Source organism: Porphyromonas canoris (genome assembly GCF_000769115.1).
Taxonomy (GTDB): domain Bacteria; phylum Bacteroidota; class Bacteroidia; order Bacteroidales; family Porphyromonadaceae; genus Porphyromonas_A; species Porphyromonas_A canoris.
This window is the reverse complement of sequence record NZ_JQZV01000003.1, coordinates 130965-146849: the sequence shown is the minus strand read 5'-3', so window position 1 is coordinate 146849 and position 15885 is coordinate 130965. Positions and strand designations below refer to the sequence as shown.

Below are 15885 nucleotides of genomic sequence, written 5' to 3'. Positions count from 1 at the left end.
GTGTTCATTGAAAAATTAAACACGTTAAGCCGAAACAATATGCTCGTTTAGTGTTTTCGCTTAACAGCTATCAGAATTTATGTTAATAAAACAGCCCTGATTTAACAGTTCGGTCGTGCTCTGAAAACGAGCCCTACGATCAAAATAGAGAGACCGAAAAAAGTGAGCATTTTTCGGTATGGAATATATAAAAATGGACTCTCTAAAAGGGGGCAGACTTTATGAAAAGAGGAGCGCGATAAGACGTAACTCGAAAAACATTTACTACCTTTGCAGAAATGGAGCAAAAACGAATCGGATGAATATATTTCGGAAGAACCAGTATAGAGACGTTTCGGATCGGCTGAGAGCACTTGCCACAAGTCTGGGATATTGTGGGAAGAAGCTCTTTTTTTTTGCAGCTCTGTCTCTATTGCCATTCATTCAATCCTGCAACCTTTCCAAAGAAGAGACTCCACTCTACCGCTCTTGGGATGAGATCAAGAGTTCAGATACCATAAGAGTGGGAGCCATATCGTCTCCGCTGATTTACTTTCTCTACAAAGGAGAAGAGCTGGGACCGGAATATGAGAAAATCGTAGCCTTTGCCACCAGGCATGATCTGAACATAGAGCTACATCTTGCTCCCTCTTCAGACTCCCTTTTCACTTGGATAGAGAGAGGAGAGATAGACCTCTCCATTGCTCCTTACGGCATGACGGCAAAAGCGAGAGAACGTGTGGACTTTTGCGGAGAGAAAGAGAGCTATAGCATCGTTTTGGTACAAAAGCAGACAGACAGCCTTATCAAGCAGCCGTATGAGCTTGCAGGAGAAACCATACACATCCTACCGCACACACCCGAAGAGCTTCGTCTGCACAACATGAACAGAGAGATAGGTGGAGGAGTAGAGATAGTGCCTGTACAGGGAGACTCCATACAGATAGAGGAGCTGATGATGCTCGTCGCCAAAGACTCCATACGCTTCACGGCAACGGACGAACGCACTGCCGGTCTCAACAAAACCTATATACGAGGGTTGAATACCTCTACTCGTCTCAGCTTTCCGATCCCGACATCGTGGTACACAGCCAAGGGCAATAAAGCTCTTCAAGACAGTATCAATCTTTTCGTAACGGAACATGAGTTCGTCTCCAAAGAGCGACAAATGGTTTACAGATATTTCGAGGAAAACAGATGGCTGGCAGAGGATGAGAGCAAAACCGGTACAACATACATCACAAAGCCGGGCAACCTCTCCCCTTTTGATGATATATTTAAGGAAGAAGCGAAAAGACTCGGTTGGGATTGGCAGTATCTTGCTGCGATAGCATTCCATGAGTCCAGATTCCGTCCGGAAGTAAAAGCATGGTCGGGTGCTACCGGTCTTATGGGAATTATGCCAAGAACAGGAAGAGCCTATGGTGCATCCGTTGGCGAACTTACGGATCCTCATGTTTCGGTACGCATTGCCGTCTCTCTGCTTCTGGCTTTAGACAAAATATTTCGAAATATAGAAGATCCGGCAGAGCGCGTCAAAATCGTTCTGGCGGCGTATAATGCAGGACACGGACACGTGGTCGATGCCCAAAGGTTGGCAGAAAAATACAATGAAGATAAACACTCTTGGGATAGTGGAGTGAGGAAATATATCCTTTTGAAGTCGAACCCGGAATACTACAACGACCCTGTCTGCAAGAACGGATACCTTAGAGGACGTGAAACAGCAAACTATGTGACAAACGTTGTAGAGAAGTACGAGCTGTTCAGACGCAATTATCAATGACAACCTCTACTCTTCCGACAAAAGATTGCTTCCTAAAAGAGTCATAAAAACAGAATACATATATATAAGATGAAAACTTTTAATCTGGCAGAAGAGAACTCGCTGCTACACCGCTTTGTGGCTGAACTCCGAAATGTGAACATACAAAACGACTCGATGAGATTCCGTCGCAACATAGAGCGGATAGGTGAGATCATGGCGTATGAGATAAGCAAGACATTGGACTACAAAGTAAAAGATATACAGACACCGCTGGGTATCGCTCCTACCGAACTGGAAGAAGATAAAGTGGTACTTGCTACCATCCTTCGTGCAGGACTTCCGATGCACCACGGATTCTTGAACTATTTCGACAGAGCCGAGAATGCTTTTGTATCGGCATACAGAAAATACATTGATGAAGAGCATTTCGACATCCACATGGGTTACCTTACCACTCCCGATCTTACGGATAAAACACTCGTCATCATAGACCCGATGCTTGCCACCGGAAGCTCTATGGAGATTGCTTATGAGGCTCTCCAGCGTTTTGGCAAGCCGAAAAGCGTACACATTGCATCCGTTATAGCAAGCAAGCCGGCACTGAAATATCTGGAAGAACATCTGCCGGAAGAGGTGAGTGTATGGGTTGCCGCTCTTGATGACACCATCAACAGCCACTCTTATATCGTGCCGGGACTTGGCGATGCCGGAGACCTTGCATACGGACACAAGCTCGATCACGGTGCGAAGCATTGAACTTCTTGCTCCTGCAAAGAATAAAACCTACGGACAGGAAGCGATACTGCATGGTGCGGATGCCGTTTACATAGGAGCTCCGGCGTTTGGAGCCAGAGCATCGGCAGGCAATAGCATAGAGGATATTGCGGAACTTGCAGCTTTTGCACACCTGTATGGAGCGAAAGTGTATGTCGCTCTCAATACGATTCTGACGGATAAAGAGCTGCCTCAGGCGGTGGATCTCATCCGGAAGTTATACGAGTCGGATGTCGATGCCATTATTATTCAGGATGTCGGATTACTGGCTTCGGATCTTCCGCCCATTCCGCTCCATGCAAGTACACAGATGGATCTGCGCACACCTGAGAAGGTGAGATTTTATGCGGATCTCGGTATGGAGCAGATCGTGATACCTCGTGAGCTGAATCTGGCAGATATTGCCACAATTGCAAAGACTGCTCCCGATGTCCGTCTCGAAGCATTCGTCCACGGAGCTTTGTGCGTCTCTTACAGCGGAGTGTGCTATGCCGCTCAAGCCTTTCATGGGAGAAGCGCAAACAGAGGGGAGTGTTCGCAAGTGTGCCGGATGGCATTCAATCTGATAGATGCCAACGGACGGACGATTGTATCCAACCGTCATCTTCTCTCCATCAAAGACCTCAACAGAAGTTCTCTGCTGGAGCAGATGATAGACGCAGGGGTTTCATCGTTCAAGATAGAAGGCAGACTGAAAGATCTCACCTATCTCAAGAGTGTAACTGCACACTATCATCAAGAATTGGAGGGGATTATCTCTCGCCGGGAGGATCTGTGCAGGAGTTCGGAAGGAGAGATTACGCACTTCTTTACTCCGGATCTTTCAAAGTCGTTCAACAGAAGATTCACCACCTATATGGCAAGAGGGCGAGGAGAAGACGAGCTATCATCTTTTGCCACGCCTAAGTCTATCGGGGTGCTCATCGGCAAAGTGGAGAAGATCACACCGCAATGGTTCTCCATCACCGGCACTACTGCTCTGAACAATGGAGACGGACTCACATTCTTTCTCCCCGATGGGGGTACCTCCGGAATACGGGCAAATAAAGCGGAAGGCTTTAAGATATTTCCATCCACACCATCCGATCTGAAAAAACTCACACTCGGAATGGAGATTTACCGCAGCCTTGATGTCCGCTATCAGAAAGAGTTGCAACAGAAGACCGCAGAAAGAAAGCTCCCGATATCTATCTGCGCTTCCGTTACAGATGACGAACTTTCCATGGAGGTTACTTGTGGAGAGAAGAGAGTAAGGAGCAGTATACCATTCAAACCGGAACCGGCAAAGCGTGATGACTCTGCAGGTCAGATAGATATCCTTTCAAGATGGGGCGAAACCATCTTTACTCCGTCAGACATTGACACAGACGGTCTTAAAGATATATTTGTACCTCGTTCTCTACTCCAAAATCTCAAAAATGATCTCTCCCAACATCTTCTTCGGGAAATAAAAAGATCTTATACGAAACCATATCGCACGATAAAGCGGAAGACGCTCTTAGCTTATCCCGAAAAGAAAGTAGACTTCCGTGTCAACGTCTTTAATGCCCAAGCCAAAACATTCTACTCCGACCACCACGTAGCCGTAGAGGCTGAAGCATTCGAGAGTTCCCCAGCCCCCGAAGCTCCTCTCATGGAGACACGACACTGCATCAAGTACAGTCTTGGTAAATGTCCTATCCGCCAATCTCCCACCTCCACTCTCTCCGAACCTCTCTACCTCGAAAGCATCGACGGGACCGTCCGAATGCGAATCCGCACCGACTGCAAGGCATGCAAGATGTACCTCTACAATGCCAAGCCCAAATGCTAGGCACCTTTCTTGATTCCTTTGTCGAATCTGCTATTCAAAATATTTCTTAACTTTAAGAAGTGATTTTTCAAAAAGAGGTTTGAAGATAACATGACCTCTGCATAGCTTATCAGTAGAATATCTTTCTCATTACAAATAATACAATTTTTCAATATAAGATTATGACATCAGATAAAAAGACATCCGAAGTCAAAACTCTTTCTCTCAGGGAGCTCACTAAAACAATACAAAGGAACCAAAATTCATCTGGTATCAAATTTACTTTTCTGTTAGGTTCCGGAGCATCCAAATCTTCCGGAATCCCAACCGGTAAGACTCTTGCTGAAAAATGGTATAAAGAACTGGAAGAGACACTAGAAAAGGAAGAATTGGAAGAGTGGATAAATGAAAATAAGGGAATTGAAGTCCCCAATAGACGAGCTGAATTTTACTCCCCAATATATCAGAGAAGATTTGGACATATCCCGGATGAGGGATACAATGAACTAAAGCGGATCATGGAGGGCAAAGATCCTTTTTTGGGATACTTTATTTTGTCTCAAATTATCTCCAAAACAAAAAACAATATTGTCTTAACAACCAACTTCGACAATCTTATGGAGGACGCTGTTCGTTCCTATACGGAAAAGATCCCCTTTGTTGCAGGGCATGAGCATTTAGCTGAACATATTACCTCCCATACAGATCGTCCTATAATCATCAAACTTCACCGAGATCTGTTATACAAACCCCTCAACACAAGTGATGAAACAGCCTGCCTCAAAGAGGCATGGCAGAAGACTCTTCGGAATATTCTCTCTGCATCAACCCTTATTGTTTTAGGATACGGAGGTAATGATGGCAGTCTCATGAACTTCTTTGAAGAGCTGTCTCCCGATCAAAGAAAGGGAATCTATTGGTGTAAGAGAAAAGATGATGGCGAGCTTAGTTCAAGAATATTAGATGTCTTGCAAGGTCCTTCAGATAGGATTGTAACCATAGAAGGATTTGATGAGTTTATGTATGAATGTGCTTCTGAATTGGAGCCAGATTTAAAATTTAAAGACTTATTTGAGCGAATATCAGAAATTCGACGAATTTCTTCTCTCCCCATAATAGAACCGGTTCTACGAAAGCTACGCAAAATTGATCAAAAACTACAAGAATACATAGGTAACGAGAAAAAACCAATGGAAAAGAGATCTGACTCTTTGACTAAATTACTTCCAGAACCCTACAAAATCATTAGTAATGCAAGAGGAAAAGAGTACGATAAGGCGGAAGAGTTCTTTAACAGAGCGATCGACGCCGATCCAAAGAATGTAATCAACTTGGGAAACTATGCTCTCTTCCTTAAGAATATCCGAAAAGAGTACGATAAGGCGGAAGAGTTCTTTAACAGAGCGATCGACGCCGATCCAAAGAATGTAATCAACTTGGGAAACTATGCTCTCTTCCTTCAAAGTATCCGAAAAGAGTATGATAAGGCGGAAGAGCTCTATAACAGCGCGATCAATGCTGATCAAAAAAATGCAACCGTCTTGGGAAACTATGCTCTCTTCCTTAAAGATATCCGAAAAGAGTACGATAAGGCGGAAGAGTTCTATAACAGAGCGATCGACACTGATCAAAAAAATGCAACCGTCTTGGGAAGCTATGCTCTCTTCCTTGAGAATATCCGAAAAGAGTACGATAAGGCGGAAGAGTTCTATAACAGAGCGATCGAGGCTGATCAAAAAAATGCAACCGTCTTGGGAAGCTACGCTCTCTTCCTAAAAGATATCCGAAAAGAGGACGATAAAGCGGAAGAGTTCTATAACAGAGCGATCGAGGCTGATCAAAAAAATGCAACTATCTTGTATAACTATGCTCTCTTCCTTAAGAATATCCGAAAAGAGTACGATAAGGCGGAAGAGTTCTATAACAGAGCGATCGAGGCTGATCAAAAAAATGCAATCATCTTGGGAGGCTACGCTCTCTTCCTAAAAGATATCCGAAAAGAGGACGATAAAGCGGAAGAGTTCTATAACAGAGCGATCGAGGCTGATCAAAAAAATGCAACCGTCTTGGGAAGCTATGCTCTCTTCCTTCAAAGTTTCCGAAAAGAGTACGATAAAGCGGAAGAGTTCTATAACAGAGCGATCGACGCTGATCAAAAAAATGCAGCTATCTTGTATAACTATGCTCTCTTCCTAAAAGATATCCGAAAAGAGTACGATAAGGCGGAAGAGTTCTATAACAGAGCGATCGACGCCGATCAAAAAAATGCAATCATCTTGGGAGGCTACGCTCTCTTCCTAAAAGATATCCGAAAAGAGTATGATAAGGCGGAAGAGTACTCCAAAAAAGCTTGTGAAATAGACTCTTTGTAATGGATCTTGATAAAAAACACCTTTTCAAGCAAAATCAAGACCTCTCTTTATAGGATAAAATTTAAGGTCATTACTTTCAATATTTGATCCTTAAATAGGAAATATAAAGCAAAACTTAACAAAAGGCAGACATAAGAAAGAGTCGGAAACAGGCCTTTCTGTTTCCGACTCTTTCTTTTATAACCAGTAAGCTATTGTTCTAATAGTGCCCTTTCGATCTGTTCGGCTTTCAGCACACCTTCCAATCTTGTATCTCCAATGTATATGGTCGGTATGAAACGAGGGCATTTGGTCTCAGACTCTTTTTGGTCTCTCTCCAAGGTCTCAAGATAGACACCGTTGTCCAAAATCTGCTCTGCTTCGACTCTATCCAGTCCGGCTTCTTCTGCTGCAGAAAGAAGCACTGCCCTGTCGGATAATACTTTACCTTCTGAAAAGAATGCTCTGCCAAGGGCTTCTTTCAAGGCAAAAAGAGTGTTAATGTCTCCGCTGAAACGACTCGATACCCACAGAAGCAAAGCAAGAGCTTCAGACGTATTGGAGACGATAGCATCATCCATCCCGTACTTTAAGCCATACTTGTCTGCCAAATGCTTTAGGACTCCGATTTTCTTGTCGATATGTTCTTTTGATGTTTCGTCAGATTCATCAAGTTGGGAACGGAAATGATACTGCTCTTCAGGAGTAAAGTGAGGATATAAACGACAAGCCCGATAAGCCACTTCAACCCTATCCATATATCCCATAGATTCGACTGTACGCTTGAGAACAACATCTCCGATGTAGCAGAAAGGGCAGTTAAAATCTCCCCAAAATTCTATCTTGATCTTATCGTTTCTCATCTTCTGTACGAGTTTCTAAGAATTGTTTCATATTGCGAAATGCCTTTCCTCTGTGGCTGATGCTGTTCTTCAATGCCAATGGCATCTCTGAAAAGCTCTCACCGAAACCATCCGGAATAAATATGGGATCATAACCAAAGCCGTCTATGCCTCTTGGATCGGCAGCAATAACACCTTCTACTACTCCACTGAAAAGGTGCTCCTCTCCTCCGTTCAAGATAAGCGCAATGACGGTGCGAAATCTGGCTCGTCTCAGCTCCGGATCTTGAAAGTCTTGAAGTTCGCGGAGAAGTTTGTCTACATTATCCTTGAAAGAGCAGTGCTCTCCCGCATATCTCGCACTATATATGCCAGGCGCCCCGTTGAGAGCATCCACTTCCAATCCGGTATCGTCCGCGAATGCCATATCAGCAGAAGGATTCTTTGAAAAGACATAACGGGCTTTGATAAGAGCATTTTCTTCCAGACTGTTACCATCTTCGATGATCTCTTCAGTAAGCCCGATGTCATTCAAGCTGTGGAGATGAAGCCAAGATGGTAACATCTGAGCCACTTCATGAAGCTTGTGGTTATTATGCGTTGCAAATATTGCCTCCATAAGGTTGTTATCCCCAGAAAATAAGGTTTTCTACGACTTTATGCCATTTTTTTTTTCTTGGAAGAGGTTTTAATCGGATCAAATCCCTCTCCGTAAACACCCTTGACAAGGCTTTGAGTAATGAACGCTTTCTGGTCGCGTTCCTTCACAATCCTGAAGATTGTGGAACTTTCACTACGTCTTGCCACAACCATCAAAACCCTTGCTTCGTTACCGGAGTAGGCTCCTTCGCCATAAAGATATGTTCCTCCGCGTCCGGTCTCTTCCATGATGGCTTCACTAATCTCTTTGGTCTTCTCGGAGAAGATGAAAAACTGCATACTCTGTCTATAACCATTCAGCACGAAGTCCAAAGTAAAGTTTACCAACATCACTTCTACAACAGAGAACACCAAGAGATCGGGATTTCTGAAGACAAAATAAGAAGCACCAATAATAAATACGTCAATGATCATAAGTCCGGTTCCGATGGACATCGGCTTATATTTATTGATGATTGCAGCTATAATGTCCGTCCCTCCGGTAGAGCCATTTACAGTGAATACTATTCCTAAACCGATACCGCAAAGAATAGATCCTATGACCACCGCCATAAAAGGTTGATCGGCAAGTAGTGGTGTTTTGAAAAAGCTTTCAAAAGGAGGGATTATAAAGAACAATGCAACAACGCTGAAGAGAGTCTTCAGTGAGAACTGCCATCCTAAAACTACAAGTGCTATCACTATAAGGATACCATTGATAATATTATATGGCCAAGCTACAGCGATATCCAATGTACGCCCTATGAGCGTTGCAATACCGGCAAGACCTCCGGATGTGATGTCATGCGAGAGGATAAAGGCCGTCCAACCAAAAGAGTAAACTAAAAGCCCGATGAAAATGACAACATAGTCGGAGATTGCGTAGAGTTTTTTTGAGATCTTTCCCATGATTTCTAAACTATTAGAGAATGGTTATGTTTTTGTATTTAATGTACTATGTTTATAATCTTTCCGGGAACAACTATCACTTTTTTAGGTGTGGCTTCCACAAGCCATTTGGCTGTGTCCGGATGTGATAAAGCAACTTTCTCCACTTCATTCTTATCCATATCTGCGGGTAGAGAAAGTTGGAAACGAACCTTACCATTGAAAGATACAGGATAATTTATCTCGGCTTCAACCAGGTATTTCTCTTCCAACATGGGATAAGGCTCCCGGGTAATAGTATTTTGATGTCCGAGGTACTGCCACAACTCTTCAGCCAAGTGTGGAGCAAAAGGAGAGAGTAATATCGCGAGTGGCTCCAAGATCTGTATCTTACTGCAACGGCCTGCTTGTAAATCATTGACACAGATCATAAAAGCACTGACACAGGTATTAAAAGAGAAAGACTCGATTCCCTGCCCTAACTTCTTGATAAGAGTGTGCAAGATTTTATACTCTTCCGAAGAAGGTTTTTCATCCGTGATATTATCGTATAGTCCGACGAACTTTCTCAAGAAACGATGAACACCATCTATACCCTTAGTATCCCAAGGCTTAGATTGCTCCAACGGACCTAAAAACATTTCGTATAGTCTGAGCGTATCCGCTCCATATTGTGCAACAATATCATCAGGATTGACTACATTGAAGAGACTCTTACTCATCTTTTCTACTGCGTAACCACAGATATACTCTCCATCTTCGAGGATAAACTCTGCTGTTGCAAACTCCGGCATCCATCTTTTGAATGCATCCAAGTCTAAACGATCGTTATGAACAATATTTACATCGACATGTATTGCAGTAGTATCATACTGATCTTTCAAACCAAGAGAGACAAACGTATTGGTCTCCTTGATTCTATAAACAAAATTGGATCGTCCTTGTATCATTCCTTGGTTAATAAGTTTCTTGAAGGGTTCATCTTCACAAATGATGCCTAAATCAAACAAGAACTTATTCCAAAAACGACTATATATAAGGTGTCCGGTGGCATGTTCCGTCCCTCCGATATAGAGATCTACATTCTTCCAATATTCGTTCTTTTGCTTGTCAACCAAAGCCTCCGGATTATGAGGATCCATATACCTCAAATAGTACGCAGAAGATCCGGCAAATCCGGGCATCGTTGAGAGCTCTAAGGGATAGCCGTCTTGGGTCTTCCAGTCCTTTGCTCGACCGAGAGGAGGCTCTCCTGATTCTGTTGGAAGAAACTTATCTACCTCCGGCAATTCAAGTGGAAGTTGCTCTTCCGGTAGAGGATAAGGCATTCCCTCTTTGTAATAGATAGGAAAAGGCTCTCCCCAATATCTCTGACGACTGAATATGGCATCACGAAGACGGAAATTGGTTTTAACTCGTCCCAAGTCATGGTCGTGGATATAATTCTTCATCTCGGCAATAGCATCTCTTACCGACAGTCCATTAAGAAAATCAGAGTTTATCATGACCCCCTCTTTACTGTCCAAGCTATCTTTCCACTCCTCTACCGGCAAAAGTTCTCCGTCCAGAGGTTTTACAACCGGAAGTATAGGCAAGCCAAAGTGGTGAGCAAAGGCAAAGTCCCTACTATCATGAGCAGGAACAGCCATGATTGCACCGGTTCCATATCCGGAAAGGACATAATCGCTAATCCAGATGGGAATTGGCTGCTTTGTAATAGGATGGATGGCATAACCTCCCGTAAATACACCGGTCACTCGACGATCAGAAATACGCTCACGCTCAGTTTTCTTTTTCGTCGCATCCAGATAAGCTTCCACTTCTTCCCTATACTCGGAGGAAGTGATGACACTCACATATTCGCTTTCGGGAGCCAGTACCATGAAGGAGACTCCAAACAAAGTATCTACTCTTGTGGTAAACACAGTGATAACAGCATCGGAATCTGCTATATGAAACTTTATCTCTGCCCCTTCACTTTTACCAATCCAGTTGCGCTGTGTTTCTTTAAGCGATTCTGTCCAGTTCAAACCTTCCAAGCCGCTTAAAAGCCTGTCTGCATAAGCAGAAATACGCAGGCACCACTGCTTCATCTTGCGTTGTTCTACCGGATATCCTCCGCGAACAGAGAGACCTTCGCTGACTTCATCGTTGGCAAGAACCGTACCTAAAGCAGCACACCAGTTTACCATTGTTTCTCCAAGGTATGCTATCCGATAGTTCATCAAGATCTCTTGCTGCTCTTTCTCACTTTTCCCCTTCCATTCCTCTGCGGTAAAATAAATTTCATCGGAGCAAGCAACATCAAGTCCCTCTGTTCCTTTATGCTCAAAGTGAGACACTAGTTGTTCTATGGGAAGAGCTTTATTCTGTATGTTGTCGTAATAAGAGCCAAACATCCTTAAAAATGCCCATTGAGTCCACTTATAATAACCCGGCTCAGAAGTGCGAATCTCTCTATCCCAATCATAACCGAAACCGATCTTGGCAAGCTGTTCTTTGTACCGATCAATATTTTTATAGGTCGTTACTTCAGGGTGCTGGCCTGTTTGAATGGCATACTGCTCTGCCGGTAAGCCATACGCATCGAAGCCCATAGGATGCAAAACATTAAATCCTTTATGTGTCTTGTATCTTGCATATATATCTGATGCAATATATCCTAATGGGTGCCCCACATGTAACCCCGCTCCGGAGGGATATGGAAACATATCCAATATGTAAAATTTCGGACGAGATGTGTCTTCAACAATCTTATACGTTGAGTTTTTTGACCAGTAGTCTTGCCACTTTTTTTCTATGGTCGAAAAGTTATATTCCATACTCTGATTTTTACTACTTAAATATTGTGCAAAGATAACAAAAACGATGTAGAGATAAATCAGCTAACAGCTTCTATTTTACGATAAAATCAGACACTCTGAAGTGAATTATTAAACTCCTTTGAAAGCGCAAGAAAAGAATCAAAAGAAGCCTTTCCCTATACAAAACAGAAGAAAACACACACAAGAATTGGTTTTTGAGAAAAAATGTTTTACTTTGCGCCAAGTTTGTACTCCGGAAGACGGATTGTGTTTTCTTCGGAGAAAGAATAATTAAAAGAACCTATAACGACAACTAAATCACTATGTACTGGACACTAGAACTTGCATCAAAATTGGAAGATGCACCATGGCCTGCAAGCAAGGATGAACTTATAGACTATGCTCAGCGATCCGGAGCACCTATGGAAGTCATAGAAAACTTACAAGAAATAGAAGAAGAAGGTGAGATATATGACTCTATTGAAGATATTTGGGCAGACTATCCCAGTAAAGAAGATTTTTTCTTTAACGAGGAAGAGTATTGATCTTCTGTCCGGACAGCGAAAGAAAACAAAAGCAATACCGCTCAACCATAGCGATATTGCTTTTGTTTTATGACAGATGATTCGTCTGAACGACTTCCATTACAATAGAAATTGCTAAATTAGCACCTGTATATGGCTGTCCTCAAATTACATTTGAACGAACAAAATACAAACCATAAAATATCTTAGCATAATGAACAGTAAAAGCTTCTTTTCTTTTGTAGTAATACTTGCGACTCTCTTGGCCGGATTCGCCTATGCACAAGACTTCAACAAGAATGAAAATAGACAATATGACCTACCTGAATCTCCTAAATTTGTAGAAGCAGAAAGAGTCGTTAAGATAAATGTTAAGCAGTCCAATAGAAACTATTTAGAACTTATTTCCGATTCCAAATACGCAAAAGGCACGGAAATACAAGTAGATAATGGGAAAGTAAAAGTTGTTGGGCCTAAGAAAATTCCTTTTACAAAGAATAGCAGAATAGAATTTATACTACATGTAACAGACCTATCTGTTCTACGAGGCTTTTCTCTACAAGGAGCATCTACAATCCTTGTCAATTCAAGTCAATCCACAAACATAGACAAACTTGCAATAGAACTTTCCGGAGCATCATCTTTTGGTTGTTCTGCGGACATTCGGGAATTGGACGTTGAGCTTTCTGGGGCATCAACAGCAAGGATATCCGGGAACTTTGACAAAGTTGACTGTGAACTATCCGGAGCTTCTAATATTGATATGTCCGGGCACACACGCTTGTTAGATCTAGAAATATCAGGAGCTTCGTCTGCAAACTTAAAAAAACTGCTTACTAAAGTAGGTAAGGTTGAAGTTTCAGGAGCAAGCTCAGCCACAACCAATGTCAACACCGAACTCTATTATGGTGTCTATGGTAGTTCTTTGTTAACTAATGCAAGTGAAAAAGTTCCGGAAATTCGACGTGGAGAAACAAGTGGATTTTCAAAGTTTAATCAGAAATAATTTCCGAATATGCGAGAAAGCAAGAGATTGACAACGATATTGGCACTTCTGTGCTGTGCCGTAGCATTAATGATTGCCAAATGCACGTTTAAGCGTAGTGCATCTTACAATGACAGGATTGTTGTACATACTTCGGAGGACAGGAACAAAAAAGAGATTCCAGAGGAAGGAGAATTAGAGGACTTTGATGTAGTAGAAATTGAAGGAAATATTCTATTAGACTTTATCTATGATAAGGAGGTTAAGCACACCATATATGAAATAGTAGATCAAGACCTCTCGGAAGAAGATATTTTATTCAAGATTTCTAAACAAGACAACAGAAAAGTTTTAAGGATTGTGGACTATAGACATGATTCTGACAATGAACAAATCTATATAAAAATAAAATCCCGAAAGATGAACTTCACGGACATTAGTTTAGACAAAGCTGCATCGGCAAAATTTTCAATTGGTGAAAAGTGGCTTTCCAAACTTAATGCAGAGATCAATAAAGCCGGAAGTTTCTCATTGCAGGGTAATATTGATACCCTTACAGTAGTAACTCAAGATGCATCAACTCTGCTCTTTTCAGGAGATGTAAATATTTTCCATCTTAAATTGGCAGATGCATCTGAGGCAACCTTAGAAGGGAGTTCCAAATATCTTAAAGCGTCAGTACTAAGAGCCTCCGAACTACTTGCAGGTACGTTTAAAACAGACAGCATAGACCTAAAGCTGCTAAACTCATCCGAAGCATTATTAAGCTCTGATAAGGTTAATAAGAACGACATAGACAATTCTTCAAAACTTATTATCTCTTCTCCGGAAGAAAATAAAAGTTCCAAAACTCCTACAAGGACAGACTCCGTAGATGTTAATGCAAAAACTTATCGTCTCTAAGATCTTTCAGCACACTCTTGGGGTCATTCTGATCTTATCTTGTCTCTCTTGTACATCTAATGATAAGACAGATTCTAAGCCAGAAGTTGTGGTAAGTATCTCTCCACAGAGATTCTTTGCAGAAAAACTGTTAGGAGACGTCGCCAACGTAAGAGTATTGGTTCCTCCCGGAGCAAACCCTGAGTCCTTTGATCCTACACCCAATACCCTTCTCTCCTTATCATCATGTAAGGTATTCTTTTACATGGGAAGTTTGCTTATGGAGAAAACTTTGGTCAATACCATCAATGAGAATGGAATAAAGAGTGTAGATCTTTCAAACTATGTTCCTAAAGAAATTATGGAAGCATATGGGTCAGATCATATTTGTTCTCATCCGGGGCATGTCCACTCAAGCATGGGAGATCCTCATTATTGGTCTTCTATTCTTGGAGGACGTGCGATAGCAAAAGGGATGTTTGAGACATTCCAAGCTATTTTTCCTAAGCATAAAGATTTATTGGAAAAGAACTATGATCAGCTTATCCATGAAATGGATTTATTGGAAAAAGAGATAGAACTACTAAAATCGAACTCTCCAACTCGCTCATTTGTAATCTTTCACCCCTCTCTCTCTTTCTTTTCGGGAGAATGGGGACTCTCTCAAATAGCAGTGGAACACGAAGGCAAAGAGCCGACTCCCAAGCATATAGAGAAGATATTAAAGGAGGCAAAAGACCAAGATGCAAGAGTTGTATTGCTTCAAAAAGAGTTTTCAAGCAGCTCCGTGGAAGCTATTGCCAAGTCTTTATCTCTTCCTACTCACACCATAAATCCGCTATCCGAAGAATGGGATAAGGAGCTATTAGCTACAGCAAAAGCGATATTCAACTAATGCCTTTATTAATAAAAGCTATAGATATTGTAGCCGGATATGATGGGGATATCATTCTTCCAAGAGTATCGTTTGAAATCTCTTCTAACGATTTTATAGGTATTATTGGCCCCAATGGTGGGGGAAAGACAACTTTGATAAAAGTACTATTAGGAATGATAAAGCCTTTCTCCGGAAAAGTTCTTTATGGAGAAGAGAGCTCCCTATTTCCGACATTTGGAATTGGTTATCTTCCGCAACAAAGTAGCATAGACAAACAGTTTCCCATATCTGTTTATGATGTAGTGAGTAGTGGATTGGTAAAAAGCTGGAAAAAAGGTATAAAAGACATCTATAATATTCGGCAGAAAGTGGAAGATATGCTCAAAAGAGTACACATGATTGACTACAAAGATGCTCACATAGGGAAACTATCCGGAGGACAACTCCAACGCATACTTCTCGCTCGCGCATTGGTGTCTTCTCCAGCTCTGCTTATATTAGATGAACCTAATACGTATGTAGATAAACGTTTTGAGGGTCATCTCTACTCTCTTCTTCCCGAAATAAACAAAGAGACCGCCATTATAGTGATCTCTCACGATGTTGGAAGTGTTCAAAAATTAGTGCGAACGATTTTCTGTGTGGATAGAGATCTTCATATCCACCACGATGTTCAATCCTTAGCAAGCAATCCGACGGACCATACTATTGTATAATATCTGTTCTTTTTCAAGGTTGTTATCCGTTGGGATTGTTCTATAAAAGAAAAACTGTCCAAAT

13 protein-coding genes are annotated in these 15885 nt (G+C 41.9%); 9 read left to right on the top strand and 4 right to left on the bottom strand.

What is annotated here, in order from left to right:
* Positions 1-298 precede the first annotated feature (298 nt).
* The 4 genes from HQ43_RS01350 (at position 299) to HQ43_RS01335 (ending at position 6685) form a co-directional block, all read left to right on the top strand.
* A complete protein-coding gene (locus tag HQ43_RS01350; RefSeq protein ID WP_161785862.1) occupies positions 299-1765 on the top strand; it encodes an MltF family protein in 1467 nt (488 codons plus the stop codon).
* Between the two features lie 69 nt (positions 1766-1834).
* Positions 1835-2503 (top strand): uracil phosphoribosyltransferase, encoded by a 669-nt coding sequence (gene upp / locus HQ43_RS01345; RefSeq protein ID WP_036788748.1) that lies wholly within the window; start codon positions 1835-1837, stop codon positions 2501-2503.
* Positions 2406-4334 (top strand): peptidase U32 family protein, encoded by a 1929-nt coding sequence (locus HQ43_RS01340; RefSeq protein ID WP_081964505.1) that lies wholly within the window; start codon positions 2406-2408, stop codon positions 4332-4334. The genes upp and HQ43_RS01340 overlap by 98 nt, the downstream gene beginning before the upstream one ends.
* Positions 4335-4495: 161 nt before the next feature.
* A complete protein-coding gene (locus HQ43_RS01335) occupies positions 4496-6685 on the top strand; it encodes a tetratricopeptide repeat protein (RefSeq protein ID WP_052102991.1) in 2190 nt (729 codons plus the stop codon).
* A gap of 191 nt (positions 6686-6876) precedes the next feature.
* Here HQ43_RS01335 and HQ43_RS01330 read toward each other — a convergent pair whose 3' ends face one another.
* Genes HQ43_RS01330 through leuS form a run of 4 tightly spaced genes read right to left on the bottom strand, consistent with a single transcriptional unit; the run spans position 6877 to position 11855 of the window.
* Positions 6877-7527, bottom strand: a complete 651-nt coding sequence (locus tag HQ43_RS01330) for a DsbA family oxidoreductase (protein ID WP_036788745.1) — start codon at positions 7525-7527, stop codon at positions 6877-6879.
* Positions 7514-8125, bottom strand: coding sequence for an RdgB/HAM1 family non-canonical purine NTP pyrophosphatase (gene rdgB / locus HQ43_RS01325; protein WP_036788742.1), 612 nt, complete (start codon positions 8123-8125; stop codon positions 7514-7516). Before rdgB ends, HQ43_RS01330 begins: the two co-directional genes overlap by 14 nt.
* 38 nt (positions 8126-8163) lie before the next feature.
* Positions 8164-9054, bottom strand: coding sequence for a YitT family protein (locus HQ43_RS01320; protein WP_036788739.1), 891 nt, complete (start codon positions 9052-9054; stop codon positions 8164-8166).
* Positions 9055-9092: 38 nt separating this feature from the next.
* Positions 9093-11855 carry a leucine--tRNA ligase gene (gene leuS / locus HQ43_RS01315; RefSeq protein ID WP_036788737.1) on the bottom strand — a complete coding sequence of 921 codons (2763 nt, stop codon included), beginning with the start codon at positions 11853-11855 and terminating at the stop codon, positions 9093-9095.
* A gap of 305 nt (positions 11856-12160) precedes the next feature.
* On the opposite strand from leuS, the gene HQ43_RS01310 reads away from it, so the two are divergent.
* The 5 genes from HQ43_RS01310 to HQ43_RS01290 all read left to right on the top strand — a co-directional run bounded on the left by HQ43_RS01310 (position 12161) and on the right by HQ43_RS01290 (position 15821).
* Positions 12161-12382 (top strand): DUF2795 domain-containing protein, encoded by a 222-nt coding sequence (locus tag HQ43_RS01310; protein ID WP_036788734.1) that lies wholly within the window; start codon positions 12161-12163, stop codon positions 12380-12382.
* A gap of 193 nt (positions 12383-12575) precedes the next feature.
* Positions 12576-13367 (top strand): GIN domain-containing protein, encoded by a 792-nt coding sequence (locus HQ43_RS01305; RefSeq protein ID WP_036788732.1) that lies wholly within the window; start codon positions 12576-12578, stop codon positions 13365-13367.
* Between the two features lie 39 nt (positions 13368-13406).
* Positions 13407-14249, top strand: a complete 843-nt coding sequence (locus HQ43_RS01300; protein WP_161785861.1) for a hypothetical protein — start codon at positions 13407-13409, stop codon at positions 14247-14249.
* On the top strand, positions 14221-15123 hold the full coding sequence (locus HQ43_RS01295) for a metal ABC transporter solute-binding protein, Zn/Mn family (RefSeq protein WP_036788726.1): 903 nt from the start codon (positions 14221-14223) through the stop codon (positions 15121-15123). Before HQ43_RS01300 ends, HQ43_RS01295 begins: the two co-directional genes overlap by 29 nt.
* Positions 15123-15821 (top strand): metal ABC transporter ATP-binding protein, encoded by a 699-nt coding sequence (locus HQ43_RS01290; protein WP_052102990.1) that lies wholly within the window; start codon positions 15123-15125, stop codon positions 15819-15821. The genes HQ43_RS01295 and HQ43_RS01290 overlap by 1 nt, the downstream gene beginning before the upstream one ends.
* Positions 15822-15885: the final 64 nt, after the last annotated feature.

What these genes read in the sequence shown, in the direction of transcription:
- HQ43_RS01350 (WP_161785862.1), top strand. Translation starts at nt 299, where the DNA reads ATGAATATATTTCGGAAGAACCAGTATAGAGACGTTTCGGATCGGCTG.
- HQ43_RS01340 (WP_081964505.1), top strand. Translation starts at nt 2,406, where the DNA reads ATGACACCATCAACAGCCACTCTTATATCGTGCCGGGACTTGGCGATG.
- HQ43_RS01310 (WP_036788734.1), top strand. Translation starts at nt 12,161, where the DNA reads ATGTACTGGACACTAGAACTTGCATCAAAATTGGAAGATGCACCATGG.
- upp (WP_036788748.1), top strand. Translation starts at nt 1,835, where the DNA reads ATGAAAACTTTTAATCTGGCAGAAGAGAACTCGCTGCTACACCGCTTT.
- leuS (WP_036788737.1), bottom strand. Translation starts at nt 11,855, where the DNA reads ATGGAATATAACTTTTCGACCATAGAAAAAAAGTGGCAAGACTACTGG.
- HQ43_RS01320 (WP_036788739.1), bottom strand. Translation starts at nt 9,054, where the DNA reads ATGGGAAAGATCTCAAAAAAACTCTACGCAATCTCCGACTATGTTGTC.
- HQ43_RS01330 (WP_036788745.1), bottom strand. Translation starts at nt 7,527, where the DNA reads ATGAGAAACGATAAGATCAAGATAGAATTTTGGGGAGATTTTAACTGC.
- HQ43_RS01335 (WP_052102991.1), top strand. Translation starts at nt 4,496, where the DNA reads ATGACATCAGATAAAAAGACATCCGAAGTCAAAACTCTTTCTCTCAGG.
- HQ43_RS01290 (WP_052102990.1), top strand. Translation starts at nt 15,123, where the DNA reads ATGCCTTTATTAATAAAAGCTATAGATATTGTAGCCGGATATGATGGG.
- HQ43_RS01295 (WP_036788726.1), top strand. Translation starts at nt 14,221, where the DNA reads ATGTTAATGCAAAAACTTATCGTCTCTAAGATCTTTCAGCACACTCTT.
- HQ43_RS01305 (WP_036788732.1), top strand. Translation starts at nt 12,576, where the DNA reads ATGAACAGTAAAAGCTTCTTTTCTTTTGTAGTAATACTTGCGACTCTC.
- rdgB (WP_036788742.1), bottom strand. Translation starts at nt 8,125, where the DNA reads ATGGAGGCAATATTTGCAACGCATAATAACCACAAGCTTCATGAAGTG.